The sequence below is a fragment of the Caulobacter sp. Root487D2Y genome, from assembly GCF_001427165.1.
Classification (GTDB): Bacteria; Pseudomonadota; Alphaproteobacteria; order Caulobacterales; family Caulobacteraceae; genus Caulobacter.
Map to the genome: position 1 here is coordinate 166,613 of NZ_LMFD01000010.1, position 17,211 is coordinate 183,823.

Here is a 17,211-nt window from a genome sequence, read left to right on the forward strand (position 1 = left end):
GGGCTTTTTCTTTGTTTCGAATTTAGAGACCTAGAGCCCCGCCCCGACCTTCTCCAGGCTCGAGGCCATCTGCTTCAGGCGCTTGTCCAGCTCCGCCATGGTGCGGTTCAGGGCGCCCTCGTCGTCACGCCAGACCTGCAGGGTGCGGCCCCAGACGGCCGACATCGCGGCCAGCCGAGCCGGCGTGGCGTCGACGCCGGCGGCTTCCAGTATGGCGCGGGCGGTTTTGGGGAAGCGCAGGGCCGAGATCACCAGGCTCTCGGAGCGGCTGATGGCGATCAGGGCGGCGCGGTGCGGCTCCATCGCCTCGATCCGGGCCATGGCGGCGTCGAACAGGCGGTCGTGGGTGGTGGCGTCCTCGGCCGAGACGGTGGCCAGGGCGGCGCGGTCGAAGCGGGCGGCCAGATGGTTCAGCACCGCGCCCTTGCCGTCGGCGCGCGCATAGAGCTCGGCGAACGGGACCTCGGCCTTCAGGGCGATGTCGCGCAGGCTGATCTGAGTCCACGGCCGGTCGGCGGCCAGGGACAGGGCCGCGGCGGCGGCGCGATCGAGGATGTCTTCGGCGGCGGTCATGGCTGCTGAAATGGCGGGTTCTAGCCGCGCTTACAAGAACCCTCTCCCGTGGGGAGAGAGCCCGCCCCTACCCGCCCAGCTCCACCGACCGCTTCACCGCCGCCTCGAGCGCGCGGGGCAGCAGGTCGCCAAATCCCCCCTCGCCCATCAGCACGGCCAGCGCCGCGGCGGTCGTCCCGCCGGGCGAGGTGACCTGCTTGCGCAGTTCGGCCGGCTCCTCGCCGCCCTGCCCCAGCAGGGCCGCCGCCCCGACGATGGTGGCCCGCGCCAGCTTGGCCGAGGCGGCGGGGTCCAGGCCCTGAGCGGCGCCCGCAGCCTCCAGCGCCTCGATGAAGGCGTAGAGATAGGCCGGGGCCGAGCCGGACACCGCGGTCGCGGCGTGCATCTGCTCCTCGTCGTCGAGGTCGACCGTGGTGGCCACCGGGTCGAGCAGGGCATGAGCCCGGGCGCGCGCCTCGGCGGTGTCCGCCACGATGCTGGCCGTGCCCAGGCCGATGGCGACGGCGGTGGTCGGCATCACCCGGGCCACGGCGCGGCCGTCGAACGCGGCGGAAATGTCGGCGGCGCGCACCCCGGCGGCGATCGAGACGATCACCGCGTCGGGCGCCAGGCGCGGGACGACGTCGGCCACGGCCTGCCGCCAGATCTGCGGCTTGACCGCCAGCAGCACGGTCTTGGCGGCGGAGAGGGCATCGAGCGGCGGATTGACGCTCGCGCCGGGAAAGGCGGCGGCGTCGACATTGGGATCGCGGACGATCAGGTCGGCGGCGGAAAAGGTCGCCGCCTTGGTCCAGCCCTCGATCAGGGCCCCGCCCATGCGTCCGGCGCCGAGGAGGAGGATGGGGGTCATGGCTGGATCTCCGCTCTACCTGATCCTTCTCCCCTTGCGGGAGAAGGTGTCGCGAAGCGACGGATGAGGGGTCGCGCGGCGGTAGGCCAGCGACCCAGCTCAAGCGTCCGAGAAACCCCTCATCCGACCCTGCTTCGCAAGGTCCCCTTCTCCCGCAAGGGGAGAAGGAAAGTCCAGTCCTAAGCCTGGCCCACGGTCTCGAACATGCAGGCGGCCATGGCCTCGTCCGGGGTCTTGGCGCCGTGCAGCAGGAAGTCGAAGGCGGGATAGAAGCGGTCGGCGGCCTCCACCGCGGCGTCGATCATCGAGGCGGCCTGGGCCATGGTCGGGCGTTCGCCGGCCGGCAGGGCCAGGGCGTGGCGGAACACCACCTCGCCGTCGTCGGTCCAAACCTCGAAATGGCCCAGCCAGACGCGCTGGTTGATCATCGACAGCAATTCATAGGCGCTGGGGCGTTTGGTCTTGGCGGCGCGCAGGTCCAGCGACAGGCACAGCTGCAGGCAGTCGGCCTCGGGCCGCCAGGCGAACCACAGCTCGTAATCCTTCCAGTCGCCGGTCAGGGCGAAGGCCAGGTCGCCGTCCTCGGTGCGGTCGAACGTCAGGTTCTCGGCCGCCAGGACATGCTCGACGACCTCGAGGGGATCCATCGCCAGCAGGACGTCGTCTTCTTCCGGTTGGGTGTCCATAAGAACCTTTGGCCCCCGGGGGAGAGACGGGTCGTGGGACCCGACCAAATCACCCACTCGAGGGAGTCTAATCTGCTTCGCGGGCGGCGTCACAACCGCCTTCACGTCGAACGGGAACGAAACTCGCCTATTCGGCCGCGTTATCGCTGCCAGCGGCGGACTTCTTGGCGGGCGTCTTTTTGGCCTTCAGCTCGGCGATTTCCGCGCGCAGGGCGGCGACCTCGGCCTTCAGGGCCTCGAAATCGTCGCGCCGGATCAGGTCGAACTCGGCGGCCAAGCGGTCGGCCTGGGCCCGCATCGCGGTCTTGGCCTCCTCGCCGGCGGTCTGGGCGATGCCCATGGCGGCCTGGGTCAGCTTGGCGAATTCGTCGAGGAAGGGGTTTTGGCTGTGCATCGAGATTCCCAGAGCGCCTCGGGAGGCGCGGCGCGGTTCGTCGCGGCCCTTATATGGGAAAGGAAGGATGAAAGCGAAGAGCGAACGCGGTACAGGTGCGACCATCTGTCCGTCCGGAGCGCTCGCGGCGTGATCTTCCCCGACATCGACCCCATCGTTCACATCGGCCCCTGGGCGCTGCAATGGGGCCCGCTGGCCCTGCGCTGGTACGCCCTGGCCTATGTCGCCGGCATCCTGCTGGGCTGGCAGTACGCGATCCGGCTGGTCCGCGACGCCAAGCTGTGGGGCGGCCGCAAGCCGACCGCCACCCCGGCGCAGATCGACGACCTGGTGCTGTGGATCACGCTGGGCATCATCCTGGGCGGGCGGATCGGCTACGTGCTGTTCTACATGCTGATGAACGACGATCAGCGGGCCGGACTGGCGGAAAACCCGCTGAGCGTCTTCAAGGTCTGGGAGGGCGGCATGTCCTTCCACGGCGGCTTCCTGGGGGTGTGCGCCGCGGTCGTGCTGTTCGCCCGCCAGCAGAAGATCGACATGCTGAAGCTGGGCGACCTGATCGCCCCGGTCGCGCCGATCGGCCTGTTCTTCGGCCGCTGCGCCAACTTCATCAACGGCGAGCTGTGGGGCCGGGTCACCGACCATCCGTTCGGCATGATCTTCTGCAACCACACGATCCAGAAGGCCAACAACGGCTTCTGCCCCGCCGGGCCCGAGCCGCGCCATCCCAGCCAGCTGTACGAGGCGGCGCTGGAGGGCGTGGTGCTGTTCCTGATCCTCAACTTCGCCGCCCACAAGCTGAAGTGGCTGCAGCGCCGGGGCGCGCTCGTGGCGACGTTCCTGATCTGCTACGGCCTGTTCCGCTTCTCGCTGGAAGGCGTGCGCAACCCCGACCGCGGCATGCCGGACTTCCCGCTGGGCCTGACCATGGGGATGATCCTGTCGGCGCCGATGCTGCTGGTCGGCCTCTGGCTTCTGTGGCGCGCCCTGCGCGAGCCGGTTCCCGCGCCGCTCACGGAAGACCATGAGCCTGCTTGACCGCCTGCGGGCCCAGATCGCCCAGGACGGCCCGATCAGCGTCGCCGAGTACTTCACCCGCTGCCTGCACGACCCGCGCGACGGCTACTACGCCACCCGGCCCGCGCTCGGGGAGGGCGGCGACTTCCTGACCGCGCCGGGCGTCAGCCAGATGTTCGGCGAGCTGATCGGCCTGTGGCTCCTGGAGACCTGGACCCGCATGGGCCGACCCTCGCCGGTGCGGCTGGTCGAGATGGGGCCGGGCGACGGGACGCTGATCTCCGACATCCTGCGCGCCGCCCGGCTGTTGCCCGAATTCCTCGAGGCCGCCGACCTGTGGCTGGTCGAGGTGTCGCCGCCGCTGCGCGCGGTCCAGGCCGCGACGCTGGCGAACGCGCCCCTGACGCCGCGCTGGGCCGACCGCCTGGAGGCCGTGCCGGCCGGCGCGCCGCTGCTGCTGGTCGCCAACGAGGTGCTCGACTGCCTGCCGGCCCATCAGTTCGTGCGGACGCAAAGCGGCTGGGCCGAACGCGTGGTGGGATTGGATGCGGCTGGGGCGTTGGCGTTCGGGCTGAAACCCCTGGGCCCTCCCCCTGTCGGGGAGGCGGCCCGAAGGGACGGTGGAGGGAACCTGCCGAGTCGGCAAAATCCCCCCTCCGTCGATCTTCGATCGACACCTCCCCCACAGGGGGAGGACCTGCCCATTGGAACCCTCGTCGAATCCTCTCCCGCCCAGGCCGCCCTCGGCTCGGAGATCGGCCACCGCGTCGCCCGGGACGGCGGCGCGGCGTTGCTGATCGACTATGGCCGCGACGCGCCCGGGGCGGGCGACACCCTGCAGGCCCTGAAGGCCCACACCAAGGTCTCGCCCCTGGCCGAGCCGGGCCAGGCCGACCTCACCGTCTGGGCCGACTTCCCGGCCGTGCTGGCCGCCGCCGCCGAGGCCGGCGCGGCCGTGGGACCCATTCTGACCCAGGGGGCGTTTCTCGCGGGACTGGGGATCGAGGCCCGCGCCCAGGCCCTGGCCGCCGCCCAGCCCCAGGCAAACCAGGCGGACAAGCTGGCAAGACAGCTTGATCGCCTGACCGGAGCGGCGCAGATGGGGCAGTTGTTCAAGGTCGTCTGCCTGTCCGCGCCCGGCCTTTCTCCTCCGCTGTTCGAGGACCCGTGACGATGCACGACCTGCCCACCGTCCAGTCGCCGCTGCTGGCCGCCGTCGCCGGGGTCCGGCACGCGTTCTTCACGCGCCAGGGCGGCGTCTCGACTGGACTCTATTCCAGTCTCAACGTCGGCCGGGGCAGCAAGGACGAGCCGGCCGACGTGGCCGAGAACCGCGCCCGGGCCGCCGCCTGGTTCGGCGCCGCGCCGGAAGACCTCAACACCTGCTTCCAGATCCACTCGACCATCGCCATCGTCGCCGACGGCTCGTGGGGCGAGGTTCGCCCGGAGGGCGACGCCGTCGTGACGAAGACCCCGGGCGTGGTCTGCGGGGCGCTGCACGCCGACTGCGCCCCGGTGCTGATCGCCGACCCGGTCGCCCGGATCGTCGCCGCCGCCCATGCCGGCTGGCGCGGGGCGCTGGACGGCGTGGTCCAGGCCGCCGTCGACCAGATGACGGCCCTGGGCGCCCAGCCTTCTCGCATGGTCGCCGCCGTCGGCCCCTGCATCGGGCCCCGGTCCTACGAGGTGGGGCTGGAGTTCCTGCACCGCTTCGAGGCCGACAGCCCCGGCTCCGGCCGATTCTTTTCACCGGGTGAAACCGACGATAAGCGCCTGTTCGACCTTCCGGCTTTCGTCCTGGACCGCCTGGAGACGGCGGGCGTGGGCCAGAGCGAATGGGTCGGCCGCGACACCCGCGCCGAGCCGGACCTGTTCTTTTCGAACCGCAGGGCCTTCCTGGACGGGGAGTCCGACTACGGACGACTTCTCTCGGCGATCGCGCTTGAGGCATGAGCGGGTCGAATAACGAGACTCAGTGGAAACACGGGGTTGTTCCCGCGCCCGGGACTGCTAGAAGCCCCCGCAACGGCGACACCCCTCTCCGAGACCAAACCATGAAGCTGCTGTCAGGCAATTCGAACCGCACCCTGGCCCAGGCCATCGCGGAGTATCTCGACATGCCGCTGACCCGCGCCCAGGTGCGCCGGTTCGCCGACCTCGAGGTGTTCGTCACGATCGACGAGAACGTCCGGGGCGAGGACGTCTTCGTCATCCAGTCGACCAGCTATCCGGCCAACGACAACCTGATGGAGCTGCTGATCTGCATCGACGCGCTGAAGCGCGCGTCGGGCAAGCGGATCACGGCCGTGCTGCCCTACTTCGGTTACGCCCGCCAGGACCGCAAGACCGGCGGCCGCACGCCGATCTCGGCCAAGCTGGTGGCCAATCTGATCACCCGCTCGGGCGCTGACCGGGTGCTGACGATGGATCTGCACGCCGGCCAGATTCAGGGCTTCTTCGACATCCCGACCGACAACCTGCTGCCCTCGCGCCTGCTCGCCGACGACATCCACAAGCGCTACAAGATGGGCGACGACCTGATGGTCGTCTCGCCCGACGTCGGCGGCGTGGTGCGGGCCCGGGCCCTGGCCAAGCGCCTGAACGACGCCGACCTGGCCATCGTCGACAAGCGCCGCTCGGCCCCCGGCGAGAGCGAGGTGATGAACATCATCGGCGACGTGAAGGACCGTCGCTGCATCCTGTTCGACGACATCGTCGATTCGGCCGGCACCCTCTGTAACGCCGCCGCCGCCCTGATGGCCCACGGCGCCAAGTCGGTCTCGGCCTATGTCACCCACGGGGTGCTGTCGGGCGCGGCCGCCGACCGGGTCGCCGCTTCGGTGCTGACCGAGCTGGTGGTCACCGACTCGATCGAGGCCTCCGACACCGTCAAGGCCTGCAAGAAGATCCGCTACGTCTCCTGCGCGCCGCTGATCGGCGAGGCCATCCGCCGGATCGCCAACGAGGAATCGGTCTCCAAGCTGTTCGACTAGGACGCCCTGGGAAAGCACCCAATAACGCCTCGGAGGGGAACCATCCGGGCTTCGAGCGCCTTTTCGATGGCGCCGCTTGTCAACAGGGGGTTAACGGGCTGACTGTCACAATCTCGCCCGCGCGCCGGTGCTAATGGCTGGCGCTCTATCATTGGGGATGTTTCCGGGATGCTTTCCACCACGCGTACGCGCGCCGCGCTGACGGCCATCGCCGTGGTCGCCGCCACCTTGCTGGCCAGCTGCGAAACGCCGCCGCCCCCGCCGCCCGTGGTCGCCGCTCCGCCCGCCCCGCCGCCGATCACCCTGTCGTCGAGCATCGTCGAGAAGGCCAGCGCCTTCCGCGGTTACATGCAGCGGGCCGGCGCGATCGGCGCCACCTTCGAGAACGGCGAGCAGATCCAGAGCTCGCTGAAGATCGCCGTCGCCTACGAGCCCAAGCGGTTCCTGTCGGGCGCCACGGCCTACGCCGCCGTCCTGGCGCTGCAGGATCCGACCTATGTGGCCTCGGTGCGCGCGTTCGCCGCCGATCCGACCCAGCGCCAGCAGGTCATCAACCAGATCATCTCCGACCCGGCCTACGCCGTCGGCTTCAAGGGCAGCGACACCGCCGCCGGCCTGATCATCGACACGCTCGGCGCCGACGGCCTGAAGGTCTACACCGCCGGCAAGGCCGTGAAGCAGGCGGCCTATGACGTCCAGCGCTCGAAGTGGTCGACGCTGCCGGTGCTCGACCGCGACGGCCGCCTGGCCTATGCCAAGACCATGTCGGCCACGCCCGGCCTGGCCGACAGCGCCGACATCGCCGTCCTGCAGCAGGCCTCGAGCGGCGCCGTTCCGCTGGTCATCACGCCCCGCTCGGCGCCGCCGCCCTACAAGCCGCTGGTCATCCGCGGCCTGGCCGTCGCGGCCCTGGCCGCGCTCGGCTATGCCGGCGACGACAAGCTGACCCTGATCGACGCGGTGATGGCCGAGCCGGCCAGCGCCATGTGCCTGAACATGGCCAAGCTGAACCTGTACCAGTGCCTGGCCGTGGCCAAGCCGCACTACGAGGACGTGTTCTGCCTGGGCCAGCACATCCTGATCGACACCGGCATGTGCGTGATCAAGGCGTCCGGCGCCGAGATGCCCTACGAGCCGCCGCCGCCGCCGCGCGCGATCCCCGTCAAGGAATCGATCTCGGCGGGCGGCGCGGGCCGCAACTCCAAGAAGGCCAAGGCCGCCGCGGCCAAGCCCGCCGCCAAGAAGGGCTGATCGCCCCACCCAGCGGCCCGCCGTTGCATCGGCGGGCCGTTCTGTGTATTTAGCCCCACCCCAAAACCACCGACCGGGCGAGACAATCCAGTCTTGTGCGGCGGTTTCGCATTTCGAGAGCACGGGGCTCTCCAGAGAGACAAGACATGGCCGAGATCATTCTCAACGTCGAAATTCGTGACCGCGCCGGCACCGGCGGTTCGCGCGAAACCCGCCGCCAGGGCAAGATCCCGGGCGTGCTGTACGGCGGCCCCGAGGCCCCGGTGAACATCGCCGTGAAGGGCAACGAATTCCGCAAGGCGCTCTACACCGGCAAGCTGCTCGGCCACCTGGTGACCCTGCAACACGGCGACAAGAAGCAATCGGTCATCGCCAAGGCCGTGCAATTCCACCCCGTCACCGACGAGCCGCTGCACTTCGACCTGTACCGCGTCGACGAGCACCAGCTGATCAAGATCGAAGTGCCGGTGCACTTCAAGAACCACGACATCTCGGTCGGCCTGAAGAAGGGCGGCACGCTGGAAATCATCCGCCACACCGTCGAGCTGGCCTGCCCGGCCGACAAGATCCCCGAAGAGCTGGTCATCGACCTGGCCTCGCACGACATCGGCGACACCATCCGCATCTCGGAAATCAAGCTGCCGGAAGGCGTGCGTCCGGCCATGGACCGCGACTTCGTGATCGCCAACCTGAAGGCCTCGGCCGCTTCGCAATCGAACGAAGGCGACACGGCCACCACCGAAGCCTAAGCGCTTTGGTCGGGTCTCCGATCTGATAAGCGAGAACGGGCGGGCTTCACGGCCCGCCCGTTTTTCGTTGCCCCGTTCTTCGCCATGGGCGTCCACTCTGGGTCTTACGCGATGCTGATCCTCGCCGGCCTCGGCAATCCCGAGCCGAAATACGAGAAGAACCGCCACAATGTCGGGTTCATGGCGGTCGACGCCCTGGCCCGCAAATGGGGCACGGCGCCGTGGCGCTCGCGCTTCCAGGGCCTGGCCTGCGAAGGTCAGGTTTCGACCCCGAACGGCCCGGTCAAGCTGCTGCTGCTCAAGCCCAAGACCTTCTACAACGAGAGCGGCCGCGCCGTGGGCGAGGCGATGAAGTTCTTCAAGCTGGCCCCGACCGACGTGATCGTCTTCCACGACGAGATCGACATGGCCCCCGGCCGCTTCCGGATGAAGGCCGGCGGCGGGGCGGCGGGCAACAACGGCGTGCGCTCGATCACCAGCCAGATCGGCGACACCTTCCGCCGCGGCCGGATCGGCGTGGGCCATCCGGGCCACAAGGACGCGGTCATGCACTACGTGCTGGGCGACTTCCACAAGGTCGAGCACCAGTGGCTGGACCCGATGCTGGACGCCCTGGCCGACGCCCTGCCCTTCGCGGCGGCCGGCGACGACGAACGCTACCAGGCCGAGGTGCTGCGCCTGGCGCCCGCCCCCAAGGCCGATCCCAAAAAAGCCGCGCGCCAAGCCGAGTAGGTCCGGCCGATTGACGGCGCCGGCTCCAGCCCACACATAGCGCTAAGCTTGGAGCGCCTCTTCCGATGATCCTGTTAGGCCTGTCGCTGATCTTCTCGATCGCCTTGTGCGTCCACGTGGTGCGCACGGGCCAGCAGATGTACTGGCTGATGATCATCCTGCTGTTTCAGCCGCTGGGCGGCCTCGTCTATCTGCTCGCCATCGTCGCGCCGGACTTCCTGGGCGGCGCCAAGGCCCAGAAGGCCCGGCACGCCGCACGGCAGGTCCTCGACCCGCAGCGCGAATACCGCGAGGCCGGCCAGGCCGTCGAGGATGCGCCGACCGTGGCCAATCGCAGCCGCCTGGCCGTGGCCGCGGCCGGTCTGGGCCGGCACGCCGAGGCCGAGCGCCTGTACGCCGAGGCCCTGCAGGGCATGTACGCCGACGATCCGCAGCTGCTGCTGGGCCGCGCCAACGCCCTGATCGAGCTGAACCGTTCGGCCGAGGCCCTGCCGCTGCTGGAGGGCCTGAGCGCCCAATCGCCCGCCGCCCGCACGCCGAACGTCGCCCTGGCCATGGGCCGCGCCTATCACGCCCTGGGCCGCCAGGCGGACGCCGACACCGCCCTGCGCTGGGCGGCGGCGCACCTGCCGGGCTTCGAGGGGATGGCGCGCTACGCGGTGTTCCTGGCCCAGACCGGCCGCAAGGACGAGGCTCGCGAGGCGCTGGTCGAGATCGACAAGCGCCTGGCCAAGACCCACTCGCACTTTCGCAAGGAAGCCCGCGGCTGGCGCGACCTGGCGGCGGCGGCGGTGGGGTGACCCCCAACAATCGTCATCCTCGGACTTGTTCCGAGGGTCCCTGCTTCAACCGCGAAGAAGGTCGATCCGGGAAGCGGTGAGATCGCGGTCCAACCCTCGCCGACAGCTCTACTGATAGAGGGGTCCTCGGAACAAGTCCGAGGATGACGGGCGATGGTTGTTAGGCCCGCTCCCGCCCGTCGCCGATCAGCAGGTGGCCCAGCCAGCTGACCACGCCGACCACCAGCGAGCCGAAGACTCCCGCCCACAGGCCGTCGACCACGAAGCCGTCCAGCATCAGGCCGACCAGGCCCAGCATCGCGGCGTTCACGACCAGCAGGAACAGGCCCAGCGTCACCACGGTGATCGGCAGGGTGAGCACGAAGACCACCGGCCGGACGATGGCGTTGACCAGTCCGAGCAGCACCGCGGCGATCAGCAGGCTCGTCCAACCGCCCGGCACGGCGATGCCCGGCACGATCTCCGACGCCAGCCACAGGCCCAGAGCGGCGATCAGGGCTCGGATGATGAAGCGCGTCACGGGAAAGCCTCCTTGGCGTCAAGCGCGACCATTAGATGGGCATTGCCCCCATCTGGGCAAGCCCGCCGGGCCGCCTTCGCATGACGTAGCGTCGCACGGCATTTTGCGCTTGAAATTCTGAGAATGAACGTTCATTCTCACTTTCGAAGCGCCAATACCCGAGTCCGGGTGTCGGACATTACAAATACGTTATCGACCTTACCTTAGCCGCAACCCATTCCTATCTGACCCATTCGGTGGGGATGATGGCGCGCGGTTGACGGGCGGGTCCACACCAAGGGGATGGTTTTCCATGGCCGTGAATTCACTATCGGTGATGTCGCCGGATGGCGGCCTGTCGCGTTATCTCACCGAAATCCGCAAGTTCCCGATGCTGGCCAAGGACGAGGAGTTCATGCTCGCCCAACGCTGGAAAGAGCATCAGGATTCCGAAGCCGCCCACAAGATGGTCACCAGCCACCTGCGTCTGGTGGCCAAGATCGCCATGGGCTATCGCGGCTACGGCCTGCCGATCGGCGAGGTGATCTCCGAGGGCAATGTCGGCCTGATGCAGGCCGTCAAGAAATTCGAGCCCGACAAGGGCTTCCGCCTGGCCACCTACGCCATGTGGTGGATCCGCGCCTCGATCCAGGAATACATCCTGCGTTCGTGGTCGCTGGTGAAGATGGGCACGACCGCCGCGCAGAAGAAGCTGTTCTTCAACCTGCGCAAGGCCAAGAGCCAGATCGAGGCCTTCCAGGACGGCGACCTGCGTCCCGACCAGGTCAGCGCCATCGCCACCAAGCTGGGCGTGCTGGACAGCGAGGTCATCTCGATGAACCGCCGCCTGGGCGGTCCCGACGCCTCGCTGAACGCGCCGCTGCGCGCCGACGGCGAGAGCGAGTGGCAGGACTGGCTGGCCGACGAGGACCAGGTTTCGCAAGAGACCGTGGTCGCCGAGAACCAGGAAAAGTCGCTGCGGATGAGCCTGCTCGAGGAGGCCATGGTCGAGCTCACCGATCGTGAGCGCCACATCCTCACCGAGCGGCGCCTGAAGGACGACCCGACCACCCTGGAAGACCTGGCCTCGCAATATGGCGTCAGCCGCGAGCGGGTCCGCCAGATCGAGGTCCGCGCCTTCGAGAAGCTGCAGAAGTCGATGCGCGAAGCCGCCATCGCCAAGAACATGGTCGAAGCCTAGAACGGCTTGAACCCTAAGAACTGGAGCGCCCCGGACCGCAAGGTCCGGGGCGTTTTTCGATGATCGATCCCCGGCCCCAACTCCTGCTCCTGCCCGGCCTGCTGAACGACGCCGAGCTGTGGCGCGACCAGGTCAGCGGCCTGGCCGACGTCGCCCGCTGCCAGGTTCCCGACCTGACGCGCGGCGAGAGCCTTCGCGAACTGGCCGAGCAGGTGCTGGCCGACGCCGAGCCGACCTTCGCCCTGGCCGGGTTCTCGATGGGCGGCTACGTGGCCCAGGAGATCGCCCGCCTCGCGCCCGAGCGCATCGAACGCCTGGCCTTGATCGACACGGCCATCCGCGCCGACACACCCGAACGGGCCGCCCAGCGCCGGGCCGTCAACGCCGCGGCCGCCCATGAGGGCGCCTTCCTGGGCGTCGCCGACCGGCTGATGGCCAGCTATGTCGACGCCTCGCGGCTCGAAGACAAGGACCTGACCGGCCGTATCCAGGCCATGACCCAGCGGCTGGGCCGCGAGGTGTTCCTGCGCCAGAACGCCCTGCCCCGCGAGGACGGCGCGGCCGCCCTGCGGGCCCTGCGCTGCCCGATCGTCATCATCTGCGGCGAGCACGACGCCATCACCCCGCTGGCCGGCCAGCACGAGATGGCCCACGCCATCGGCTGCTCGCACATGGTGATCATCCCGAACGCGGGCCACATGACGCCGATGGAAGCGCCCGAGGCGGTCAACGCCGCCTTGCGCCGCTGGCTGGCGCGCTAGAGACCGCTTCGGCGCCGGTCGCGCCCAGACTCGCCACGCCCTGGCCGCCCGGACCATCAGGGCACAGATTTCCTCAACCCTCACAAAACCGCAGCAAAAGCTTCAGACAAACATCACTGGAAGCCCAAGCACGGCGAAACTATGCCCCTTCGCGTGAAAACACGCGGACGACCCCGAAATCGGGACGCCGTGAGGGGGATGTCTCGATGAAGAAGACCGCACTGTTCGCCTTGGCCGCGCTCGCGCCCATGACCCTGGCCGCCGGAGTCTCGACGACCGCTTGGGCCGCCGACGCCGACGCGCCGATCGCCACGGCCGCCGAGGCGCCGACCATCGCATCGGAACTGGTCGTCCAGGCCCAGATCGCCTATCGCAACCGCACCGACCAGGCCGCCCCGGTCCTCGACTACGGCCTGGACTACTTCCAGCGCTTCGAGCCCCTGACCGCCGGCGACGCCCTCAAGCGCGTGCCCAGCGTGGCCTTCCTGTCGGACGTGCTGGAATCGGATGGGGTGCGCCTGCGCGGCCTGGACCCCGCCTACACCCAGATCCTGATCAACGGCGAGAAGGTCCCCGGCGCCGGCTCGGGCTCGGGCGCGTTCGGCTCGGGCGCGGACTCGGCCTTCTTCGTCGACCGCATCCCCGCCGAACTGATCGACCGCATCGAGATCGTCCGCAGCGCCTCGGCCAACCGTAGCGGCGACGCCGTGGCCGGCGCGCTGAACATCGTGCTGCGCGACGCCTACGCCCTGGACGGCGGCTTCGTGCGCCTGGGCGCCCTGATGTTCGACGACAAGCGCATCCGCGAAACCGTCGGCGGCGTCTGGGGCGGCCAGGTCGGCCCCGGCCGCCTGCTGGTCGGCGCCAACATCCAGGGCCGCCGCAACCCCAAGAACAAGCTCAGCCTTCGCTATGACGAACCGGGCGCGCCGATCAACAACAGCGAAGTCCAGACGGACGTGCGCAACGGCACCGACTACTCGTTCAACGCCAGCTACCAGACCCCGCTGGCCGGCGGCGACCTGGACCTGAGCGGCTTCTATGTCCACACCGACCGCTACCAGAACGAAGACTCGATCGAGTACAACAAGGGCATCCGCACCAACGCCAACCTATCGACCCTGAACGACAACGACGTCGACATCGATCAGGACAGCTACTCGATCAACGGCAAGTACAGCCACGAGATGGCCGGCGGCACGACCAGCGTGAAGCTGGGCTACGCTTCGTTCAAGGATCAGGAGGCCGAGTTCGAGGACGAAACCGAGTACCTGCGCGACGCTACCCCCTATCCGGACGGCGACCGCATCACTCGCGACAAGTCCAGGACCGACCTGGAGGACACCGAGTTCTCCGCCAAGCTCGAGCACAAGCGCGACCTCTCCGAAGGCGTGCGGCTGCAGTTCGGCGTCCAGTACGAGAAGAAGCAGCGCGACCTGCTGGTCACCGAGGTTCCGCGCAACCGCTACAACCTGCCCAACGCCAATCCGCCGCCCTTCGGCGCCTATGCGGCGATCGACGGCGGCGACGCGGCGTTCGAGCAGACCCGCCTGGACCCTTATGTGATGCTGGACGGCAAGTCGGGCGCGCTGAAGTGGGAAGCCGGCCTGCGCTACGAGACCACCGACGTCAGCCTGCAGGACCGCACGGTCCCCTCGACCACCGACACCGACTACAACGTCCTGCTGCCGTCGGCGTCGTTGCGCTACAACCTCACCGCCGACGATCAGCTCTACGTCTCGGGCGCGCGCACCATCCGCCGTCCCAGCTTCGACTACCTGTCCCCGGCCCTGCTGACCGCCGAGCTGGGCGACAATGACTTCATCGGCAATCCGCAACTGAAGCCGGAAACCGCCTGGGGCCTGGACGTCGGTTACGAGCATCGGATGGACAAGCAGGGCGTGGCCGGGGTCAACGTCTTCTACCGCAAGGTCTCGGACCTGATCGAACTGAGCAACACCGGCGCGCAAGGCGACGAGGGTCCCGGCACGTTCGTCTACTCGGCCCGCAACACCGGCGACGGCAAGGTCTGGGGCGTCGAGTTCGACCTGTCGACGCCGCTGACGGCGATCGGCCTGGAGAATACCGGCGTGTTCCTGAACTACTCGTGGCTCGACAGCGACGTGAACGACGAGTTCGGCTCACGCAAGTTCAACAGCCAGTCGGACTACGTGCTGAACGTCGGCTTCATCCAGGACATCCCGACGTGGGGCGCGGCGTTCGGGGCCACCTATCGCAAGCAGGGCAAGGCCTACAGCCGCGTCGTGGGCGAGGAAGTGACCACCACCTATGACGGCGACCTGGAGATCTTCCTCGAAAAGCGGATCGGCAAGGACCTGACCATCCGCCTGACCGGCTCCAACCTGCTGGACGCCGAGAAGAAGGAGACCTTCAACAAGTTCACCACCATCGAAGACCAGACCGACCGCGGCTTCGACGAGTACGAAATCGAGCGCGAGAACGCCGGTCCTGTGTTCCAGCTGATCGCCCGCCTGGCTTTCTAACCCGCGGCGCGATCCGGAACGACGAAGGGCGGCGTCCGCGGACGCCGCCCTTTTTCGTGGTCGATCCCCAGGGCGCCGCCGGAATTCTTGGACGGTCTCAGGCGACCTCGAGGGTCGCACGGCCGCTCTTGCCGTCATCGATCAGGAAACCCATCACGACGTCGATGCGCTTGACCAGTTCGACCCGCGCCGTACCGCCGGTCATGCAAGCGCCCAGGGCGGCGGCGGCCTCGACCAGACGCGCGTCCTTCAGCGTTTCCCCGACCTTCTTGAGCTCCACGGCCTGGGCGGCCAGGGCGCGCCGCGCCTGGGCCGGATCGCTGTCCAGCGCCTGGGCGGCCGACTTGACGATGCGCAGAGCCTGCGACAGGCGGGCCGCGGGGGCGCCGCCGGCGTCGGCCTTGCGCTTGCGCGGTCCATTGTACTCGGCCGAGTTGAAGCGGCGGCGATCGGGTCCGACATATTGCACCGCCTCGACCCAATCGCGGGGCTTCAGCGTCACCGCCTCGAGCCGGCGTTCCAGATCCTTGATCGTGAACGGCTTGCGCATGAACTCGTGGATGCCCGCGTCGCGAGCCCCGAAGATCGCCTCGGCCGTCGCCTCGGCGGTGCACATGATGATCGGGTTCTCGCGGCAGGCCAGATCGCTGCGGCGGATCTTGCGGGCCAGGGCCAGGCCGTCGCAGCCGGAGGAGGCATGCTCGACGAAGAACAGCATCGGGTCGATGGTGCGGGCCATGCCCCAGCCGGCCTCGATGGTCGGGGCGTTGAAGATCTGGATGTGGCCGCCCACGTGGCGCAGATGGTCGGCGAGCAGGCGCCCGGCGGCCGGGTGCGGGTCGACGATCAGCACGCGCTGCATCTTCGCCGCGATACGCTGCAGGGTGCGGATATTGCCGTCGAACACGGGACCCGGGCGCTCCAAAAGTCTTTCGTCCGCATCTTAGGCGGCCGATAGTAAAAATCCGCTTGATGGCGACATGTCGCGCCAGGGCGTTCGTCAGACGGCCAAATTGGCGCTCAGGCCCGAGTCGAAGTCCTGCAGGATATCGAAGGCATCGTCGATGTCGGCGATCAGCGGCGCGCCTTGCGGGAACCGATAGCGCCAGAAGCTGGCGATATGGGCGATCACCCCGACCCGCTCGCCCAGCGACAGGAATCTCTCGGGCGCGCGCTGCAGGAAATCACGGAATCCGTGGGGATTGCCCTCATCGATCAGGCCGTCGAAGGCCCGGTCATAGACGGCCAAAGTCCGCATGATCGCCTTGCGCTCGACGATGAGGCCTTGCCTTAGCCGCTTGCGAAGGTCGTCGATGGAGCGCTGGGCGTCGTCGTCGCGGTTGCCGTTGACCTTCAGCCGAGAGATCTCGTCGCCTACGGTCTCAAGTTCCGACCACAGCCGTGTCAGCGTCCATTTGTAGTAGAGGAAGCCCTTCCAGCTGAAGACGCCTTCCTTGAAGCTCTCGCCGTCCATGACCAGGGTCTTGCGCAGCGGCTCCAGCCGCTCGTCGACGTCGGTCGACAGCAGGGCCTCGACCAGGCGGGCGGCATGGGCCCCGGGCGCGACCCGGCCGGCGTGGCGAAAGGCCAGGTCGATGAGTTGCGAGATCTGGACCGACACGAAGCTCTGCATCTGCTCCATGTCCGCGCCCGACAGCGAAAAATAGCTGGGCGCCACCGACAGGCCGTGGCGGCGCAGATGCTCGCGCAGCAGGAACGGGTCCAGGGACGGAAGCTTGTCGATCAGGCGCAGCGTCGCGATATCGCGCGCCATGTCGGTGTGTTCGTTGCAGGCTTCGCGCAGCAGATCCGCCCAGCCGCGCTGCCCCACGAAGAACGACTGGCCGCCCAGGCCCAGGTCGCTGCGCTCGAACGGGATGATGACCTTGGTGGCGTTCGGCCGCACCTCGTCGAACAGGAAGATGTCGTCGGCCCGCAGGCGGTGTTTGACCAGCAGGGCGGAGTTGAGGATGCGGTTGCGGAACAACGGCGCCTCGGCGTGTTCCGGCCGGTGGCCGCTGCGGGTCTCGATGGCCAGCAGGTTGAGCACGCGGCTGGTCGACGCCTCGCGATCAAGCGCCCGCAGGCTGCGCGTCAGCCGATCCGCCTTGTTGGCGGACTTCATTAAACGACGCGCAACGGCCAATGACGGCGGACCTTCCCAAGAGAAGCCGCCGTCATAGGCCCGGGCCTGCTAAGCA

General features: G+C 68.5%; 18 protein-coding genes. 11 read left to right on the forward strand and 7 right to left on the reverse strand.

The features are described from left to right. Nucleotides 1-30 precede the first annotated feature (30 nt). The 4 genes from ASD38_RS10715 to ASD38_RS10730 all read right to left on the reverse strand — a co-directional run bounded on the left by ASD38_RS10715 (nucleotide 31) and on the right by ASD38_RS10730 (nucleotide 2,503). A complete protein-coding gene (locus tag ASD38_RS10715) occupies nucleotides 31-573 on the reverse strand; it encodes a hypothetical protein (RefSeq protein WP_056440666.1) in 543 nt (180 codons plus the stop codon). A gap of 67 nt (nucleotides 574-640) precedes the next feature. Further along, on the reverse strand, nucleotides 641-1,423 hold the full coding sequence (gene proC / locus ASD38_RS10720) for a pyrroline-5-carboxylate reductase (RefSeq protein WP_056459955.1): 783 nt from the start codon (nucleotides 1,421-1,423) through the stop codon (nucleotides 641-643). A 179-nt stretch (nucleotides 1,424-1,602) separates the two neighbouring features. Next, a complete protein-coding gene (locus tag ASD38_RS10725) occupies nucleotides 1,603-2,109 on the reverse strand; it encodes a YbjN domain-containing protein (RefSeq protein ID WP_056459958.1) in 507 nt (168 codons plus the stop codon). Nucleotides 2,110-2,236: 127 nt separating this feature from the next. Further along, nucleotides 2,237-2,503, reverse strand: coding sequence for an accessory factor UbiK family protein (locus ASD38_RS10730; RefSeq protein WP_056459960.1), 267 nt, complete (start codon nucleotides 2,501-2,503; stop codon nucleotides 2,237-2,239). A 129-nt stretch (nucleotides 2,504-2,632) separates the two neighbouring features. On the opposite strand from ASD38_RS10730, the gene lgt reads away from it, so the two are divergent. The 8 genes from lgt to ASD38_RS10770 all read left to right on the forward strand — a co-directional run bounded on the left by lgt (nucleotide 2,633) and on the right by ASD38_RS10770 (nucleotide 10,045). Next, complete coding sequence (lgt, locus tag ASD38_RS10735; protein ID WP_056459963.1) at nucleotides 2,633-3,541, forward strand: prolipoprotein diacylglyceryl transferase; 909 nt, start codon at nucleotides 2,633-2,635, stop codon at nucleotides 3,539-3,541. Continuing rightward, nucleotides 3,528-4,691 (forward strand): class I SAM-dependent methyltransferase, encoded by a 1,164-nt coding sequence (locus ASD38_RS10740; protein WP_056459966.1) that lies wholly within the window; start codon nucleotides 3,528-3,530, stop codon nucleotides 4,689-4,691. Before lgt ends, ASD38_RS10740 begins: the two co-directional genes overlap by 14 nt. A 2-nt stretch (nucleotides 4,692-4,693) precedes the next feature. Further along, complete coding sequence (pgeF, locus tag ASD38_RS10745; protein WP_056459969.1) at nucleotides 4,694-5,473, forward strand: peptidoglycan editing factor PgeF; 780 nt, start codon at nucleotides 4,694-4,696, stop codon at nucleotides 5,471-5,473. Nucleotides 5,474-5,574: 101 nt separating this feature from the next. Beyond that, entirely contained in the window at nucleotides 5,575-6,513 is a 939-nt protein-coding gene (locus tag ASD38_RS10750) for a ribose-phosphate pyrophosphokinase (protein WP_056440652.1), read from the forward strand. A gap of 168 nt (nucleotides 6,514-6,681) precedes the next feature. Then, nucleotides 6,682-7,764, forward strand: coding sequence for a hypothetical protein (locus ASD38_RS10755; protein ID WP_056440650.1), 1,083 nt, complete (start codon nucleotides 6,682-6,684; stop codon nucleotides 7,762-7,764). A 146-nt stretch (nucleotides 7,765-7,910) separates the two neighbouring features. Further along, a complete protein-coding gene (locus tag ASD38_RS10760) occupies nucleotides 7,911-8,513 on the forward strand; it encodes a 50S ribosomal protein L25/general stress protein Ctc (RefSeq protein ID WP_056440648.1) in 603 nt (200 codons plus the stop codon). Between the two features lie 111 nt (nucleotides 8,514-8,624). Beyond that, complete coding sequence (gene pth, locus ASD38_RS10765) at nucleotides 8,625-9,245, forward strand: aminoacyl-tRNA hydrolase (RefSeq protein WP_056440646.1); 621 nt, start codon at nucleotides 8,625-8,627, stop codon at nucleotides 9,243-9,245. Nucleotides 9,246-9,310: 65 nt separating this feature from the next. Then, entirely contained in the window at nucleotides 9,311-10,045 is a 735-nt protein-coding gene (locus tag ASD38_RS10770; RefSeq protein ID WP_056440644.1) for a tetratricopeptide repeat protein, read from the forward strand. 160 nt (nucleotides 10,046-10,205) lie between these two features. On the opposite strand, the gene ASD38_RS10775 is transcribed toward ASD38_RS10770, so the two are convergent. Next, nucleotides 10,206-10,565, reverse strand: a complete 360-nt coding sequence (locus tag ASD38_RS10775; RefSeq protein ID WP_056440642.1) for a phage holin family protein — start codon at nucleotides 10,563-10,565, stop codon at nucleotides 10,206-10,208. A 292-nt stretch (nucleotides 10,566-10,857) separates the two neighbouring features. Here ASD38_RS10775 and rpoH point away from each other — a divergent pair, with 292 nt between their 5' ends. The 3 genes from rpoH to ASD38_RS10790 all read left to right on the forward strand — a co-directional run bounded on the left by rpoH (nucleotide 10,858) and on the right by ASD38_RS10790 (nucleotide 15,010). Further along, nucleotides 10,858-11,745, forward strand: a complete 888-nt coding sequence (gene rpoH / locus ASD38_RS10780) for an RNA polymerase sigma factor RpoH (protein WP_056440637.1) — start codon at nucleotides 10,858-10,860, stop codon at nucleotides 11,743-11,745. A gap of 59 nt (nucleotides 11,746-11,804) precedes the next feature. Next, the gene (locus tag ASD38_RS10785) at nucleotides 11,805-12,506 is read left to right on the forward strand and encodes an alpha/beta fold hydrolase (protein WP_056459971.1); all 702 of its coding nucleotides are present in this window, start codon (nucleotides 11,805-11,807) and stop codon (nucleotides 12,504-12,506) included. A 206-nt stretch (nucleotides 12,507-12,712) separates the two neighbouring features. Beyond that, nucleotides 12,713-15,010, forward strand: a complete 2,298-nt coding sequence (locus tag ASD38_RS10790; protein ID WP_056459974.1) for a TonB-dependent receptor plug domain-containing protein — start codon at nucleotides 12,713-12,715, stop codon at nucleotides 15,008-15,010. 97 nt (nucleotides 15,011-15,107) lie between these two features. Here ASD38_RS10790 and ASD38_RS10795 read toward each other — a convergent pair whose 3' ends face one another. Together ASD38_RS10795 and ASD38_RS10800 are read right to left on the reverse strand one after the other, a co-directional pair. After that, complete coding sequence (locus tag ASD38_RS10795; protein WP_156390661.1) at nucleotides 15,108-15,917, reverse strand: response regulator transcription factor; 810 nt, start codon at nucleotides 15,915-15,917, stop codon at nucleotides 15,108-15,110. Between the two features lie 93 nt (nucleotides 15,918-16,010). Next, nucleotides 16,011-17,135 carry a hypothetical protein gene (locus ASD38_RS10800; protein ID WP_056440629.1) on the reverse strand — a complete coding sequence of 375 codons (1,125 nt, stop codon included), beginning with the start codon at nucleotides 17,133-17,135 and terminating at the stop codon, nucleotides 16,011-16,013. Nucleotides 17,136-17,211: the final 76 nt, after the last annotated feature.

Bases quoted from the DNA above. Each gene is read 5' to 3' on its own strand.
- ASD38_RS10715 (WP_056440666.1), bottom strand. From the start codon at position 573: ATGACCGCCGCCGAAGACATCCTCGATCGCGCCGCCGCCGCGGCCCTG.
- proC (WP_056459955.1), bottom strand. From the start codon at position 1,423: ATGACCCCCATCCTCCTCCTCGGCGCCGGACGCATGGGCGGGGCCCTG.
- ASD38_RS10725 (WP_056459958.1), bottom strand. From the start codon at position 2,109: ATGGACACCCAACCGGAAGAAGACGACGTCCTGCTGGCGATGGATCCC.
- ASD38_RS10730 (WP_056459960.1), bottom strand. From the start codon at position 2,503: ATGCACAGCCAAAACCCCTTCCTCGACGAATTCGCCAAGCTGACCCAG.
- ASD38_RS10740 (WP_056459966.1), top strand. From the start codon at position 3,528: ATGAGCCTGCTTGACCGCCTGCGGGCCCAGATCGCCCAGGACGGCCCG.
- pgeF (WP_056459969.1), top strand. From the start codon at position 4,694: ATGCACGACCTGCCCACCGTCCAGTCGCCGCTGCTGGCCGCCGTCGCC.
- ASD38_RS10750 (WP_056440652.1), top strand. From the start codon at position 5,575: ATGAAGCTGCTGTCAGGCAATTCGAACCGCACCCTGGCCCAGGCCATC.
- ASD38_RS10755 (WP_056440650.1), top strand. From the start codon at position 6,682: ATGCTTTCCACCACGCGTACGCGCGCCGCGCTGACGGCCATCGCCGTG.
- ASD38_RS10760 (WP_056440648.1), top strand. From the start codon at position 7,911: ATGGCCGAGATCATTCTCAACGTCGAAATTCGTGACCGCGCCGGCACC.
- pth (WP_056440646.1), top strand. From the start codon at position 8,625: ATGCTGATCCTCGCCGGCCTCGGCAATCCCGAGCCGAAATACGAGAAG.
- ASD38_RS10770 (WP_056440644.1), top strand. From the start codon at position 9,311: ATGATCCTGTTAGGCCTGTCGCTGATCTTCTCGATCGCCTTGTGCGTC.
- rpoH (WP_056440637.1), top strand. From the start codon at position 10,858: ATGGCCGTGAATTCACTATCGGTGATGTCGCCGGATGGCGGCCTGTCG.
- ASD38_RS10785 (WP_056459971.1), top strand. From the start codon at position 11,805: ATGATCGATCCCCGGCCCCAACTCCTGCTCCTGCCCGGCCTGCTGAAC.
- ASD38_RS10790 (WP_056459974.1), top strand. From the start codon at position 12,713: ATGAAGAAGACCGCACTGTTCGCCTTGGCCGCGCTCGCGCCCATGACC.
- ASD38_RS10800 (WP_056440629.1), bottom strand. From the start codon at position 17,135: ATGAAGTCCGCCAACAAGGCGGATCGGCTGACGCGCAGCCTGCGGGCG.